We start from the raw sequence: 2763 nt of genomic DNA, 5'->3' as shown, positions 1-2763 counted from the left end.
CGCGTGCTGTTCGGCGGCGTGCCGACCGGCGTGGCCGTGTGCGACGCGCAGCAGCACGGCGGCCCGTGGCCCGCTTCGACGCAACCGCAAACCACTTCGGTGGGCTACACCGCGATCGAGCGCTTCCTGCGCCCGGTCGCGCTGCAGGACGCGCCGCAATGGGCCGTCGACGCGAACCACGGAGGGGCCGCAGCATGATGCGCCACGTCGTGATGTTCCGCCGCCTGCCGAGCGTGGCCGAGGACGCCGCGCGCGAAGCGGCGCTGGTCGAGCGCATGCGCACGCTCGAAGGCGAAATCGACTTCATCCGCGACTGGCGCGTGTCGGCCAACGAGCTGGCGCGCCCGATCTGCTGGGATTACCTGCTGGAAGCCAGCTTCGACGACGCCGCGGCGGTCGAACGCTATCTGCCGCATCCGGCGCACCAGGCCCTGATCGCGGACCTGAAGACGTATTTCGAGTGGGTCGCCGTCGACTACACTCGCTGAAACCACGGAACCCCAAAGATGAAAACCCTTCTTGTGACCGGCGCGGCCGGCGGCGTCGCGACCCGCGTGCGCCCCTGGCTGCGCGAGCACTACAACCTGCGCCTGCTCGACCTGCGCGCGGCCGGCGATCTGGCCGCCAACGAAACGGCGTTGACCGGCGACATCACCGACCGCGACGCCGTGCTGCGCGCCGCGCACGGCGTGGACGGCATCCTGCACCTGGCCTGCGCGTACAGCCTCGACATCGATTTCGAGGCCACGCTCGACGCCAACTACCGCGCCCAGCTCTATCTGCTCGACGCGTGCCGCGAGCACGGCATCGGCCGCTTCGTGTTCGCGAGCAGCCATCACGTGCTCGGTCAGCACCGCGTCGACGGCTTCGCCGGCGACGACGCGCCGGTTGCGCCGGACGGCTTCTACGCGCTGAGCAAGGTGTTCGGCGAGGCGGCCTGCTCGCTGTACGCGCACCGCCACGGCATCAAGGCGCTGTCGATCCGGATCGGCAACGCCGACGACCGCGTGGCCGACGGCCGCCGCCAGCACATCTGGGTCAGCGGCCGCGATCTCGCGCAACTGATCCGGATCGGCTTCGAGCACGAGGCGATCACGCACGACGTGGTGTACGGCGTGTCGCGCTGCGCCGCGCCGTTCTTCGAGAACGCGCGCGCCATCGCGCTCGGCTACGCGCCGCAGGATTCGGCGCAGGACAACCTGTCGCCCGAATTCGTCGCGCGCGACGCGATGCCCGCCTCGGCCGGCCCCGATTTCGTCGGCGGCCCTTACGTGCCGCAACCGCTGATCGTCAGGACCCCGCAATGAAGATCCGTTCGGTCGAAAGCCGCATCGTCGAGATTCCGTTCGAGGATCGCGGCAAGGGCCTCGGCATCACGCCGTCGGCCTGGAAGACGCTCGAAACCGTGCTGATCCGCATCGAGGACACCGACGGCAACGTCGGCTGGGGCGAGGCGTTCGGCTATTTCGTGGCCGACGCCACGCGCAGCGTGGTCGAAACCCGCCTGAAGCCGCTGGTGGAAGGCGCGACGATCGAATCGATCCCGGCGTGGAGCCGGGCCACGCAGCGCGCGCTGCATATCTTCGGGCGCTACGGCATCACGATGTTCGCGATCTCGGGCATCGACATGGCGCTGTGGGATCTGGCCGCCAAGCGCGCGAAGCAGCCGCTGTGGCGTTTGCTCGGCGGCGAGGCGCCCGCCGCGCTGTCGACCTATGCGAGCCTGGTGCGCTACGGCGACGGCGAAGGCGCGGCGGCGATCTGCCGCCGCGCGCTCGACGAAGGCTTTCGCGACATCAAGCTGCACGAGATCGATCTCGAGGTGGTGACGGCGGCGCACGACGCCGTGGGCGGCCGCGCGCCGATCTCGGTCGACGTGAACTGCGCCTGGGACGACGCCACGGCGCGCGCCAACGCGGCGCGGCTGCACGAGCTCGGCGGCATCTCGTGGCTCGAGGAGCCGGTGTTCCCGCCCGAGGATTTCCCGCGGCTGGCCGCGCTGCGCGGGCTCGGCGTGCCGATCGCGGCCGGCGAGAACTGGTGCACGGCCACGCAGTTCAAGCAAGCCATCGCGGCGGGCGCCGTCGATTATCTGCAGCCGAGCGTCAGCAAGGTGGGCGGCATCAGCGAATTCGTCGAGATCATGGCGCTCGCGCGTGAGGCGAAGCTCGGCGTGCTGCCGCACAGCCCGTACTTCGGCCCCGGCTTCCTGGCCACGCTGCATCTGGCCACGGCGTATCGCGAGATGATGCAGGTCGAGTATCTGTACGTCGATCCGGCCGCCGAGCTGATCGCGCTCGCGCCGATCCGCGACGGCCACCGCTTCACGCTCGACGATGCGCCGGGCATCGGGCTCGCGCCCGACGAGGCAGTGGTGTCGCGGTTCCTGCGGGCACGTTGAGGCAACGCGCCGCCGCGACCGGCGGCTCACGCGATGCAAAACGGCACGGCGAACCCTCGGGTTCGCCGTTTTTTCATGCGCGCGCCGCCACCCCGCGCTCGATCAGGAACGATGCGAGCCGGTCGTAGCATGCCGCGCTTTCTTCCAGCCGCGCGGCCCGCAGGCCCGCATGCACGAGCCCGTGGCCGCGCCAGACCTCGGCCTCGACGCCCGCACGGCGCAGTTTCGCCGCGTAGTCGAGCCCCTGATCGCGCAGCACGTCTTCCATCGCCACCAGCAGCAAGGCCGGCGCGAGCCCCGGCAGGTCGCCGCCGTCGAGCGGCATCGCGCGGCCGAGGCCACGATCGCCGGGATTCGGCAGA

The 2763-nt window shown here is 70.6% G+C and carries 4 protein-coding genes and 1 pseudogene; 4 read left to right on the top strand and 1 reads right to left on the bottom strand.

The features are described from left to right. The 4 genes and pseudogenes from G3N92_RS32345 to G3N92_RS32330 form a co-directional block, all read left to right on the top strand. Positions 1-198: pseudogene (locus G3N92_RS32345) on the top strand (aldehyde dehydrogenase (NADP(+))); the annotation flags it as partial. Further along, positions 195-488: a Dabb family protein gene (locus tag G3N92_RS32340; protein WP_206131599.1), complete on the top strand. Its 294-nt coding sequence runs from the start codon at positions 195-197 to the stop codon at positions 486-488. The pseudogene G3N92_RS32345 and the gene G3N92_RS32340, both read left to right, overlap by 4 nt. A gap of 18 nt (positions 489-506) precedes the next feature. Further along, on the top strand, positions 507-1307 hold the full coding sequence (locus G3N92_RS32335; protein WP_206131598.1) for an NAD(P)-dependent oxidoreductase: 801 nt from the start codon (positions 507-509) through the stop codon (positions 1305-1307). Beyond that, a complete protein-coding gene (locus G3N92_RS32330) occupies positions 1304-2401 on the top strand; it encodes a mandelate racemase/muconate lactonizing enzyme family protein (RefSeq protein ID WP_206131597.1) in 1098 nt (365 codons plus the stop codon). Before G3N92_RS32335 ends, G3N92_RS32330 begins: the two co-directional genes overlap by 4 nt. Before the next feature lie 73 nt (positions 2402-2474). Here the strand turns inward: G3N92_RS32330 and G3N92_RS35420 are convergent. Continuing rightward, positions 2475-2763, bottom strand: a 289-nt coding sequence (locus G3N92_RS35420; RefSeq protein WP_206131596.1) for an alpha/beta hydrolase fold domain-containing protein, incomplete at its 5' end; no start/stop codon positions are given.

It is taken from the genome of Burkholderia sp. Ac-20379 (assembly GCF_017104645.1).
In the GTDB taxonomy this organism is placed as follows: domain Bacteria; phylum Pseudomonadota; class Gammaproteobacteria; order Burkholderiales; family Burkholderiaceae; genus Burkholderia.
The sequence above is the reverse complement of the archived record's forward strand: the minus strand, read 5'-3'. Positions and strand labels throughout refer to the sequence as shown.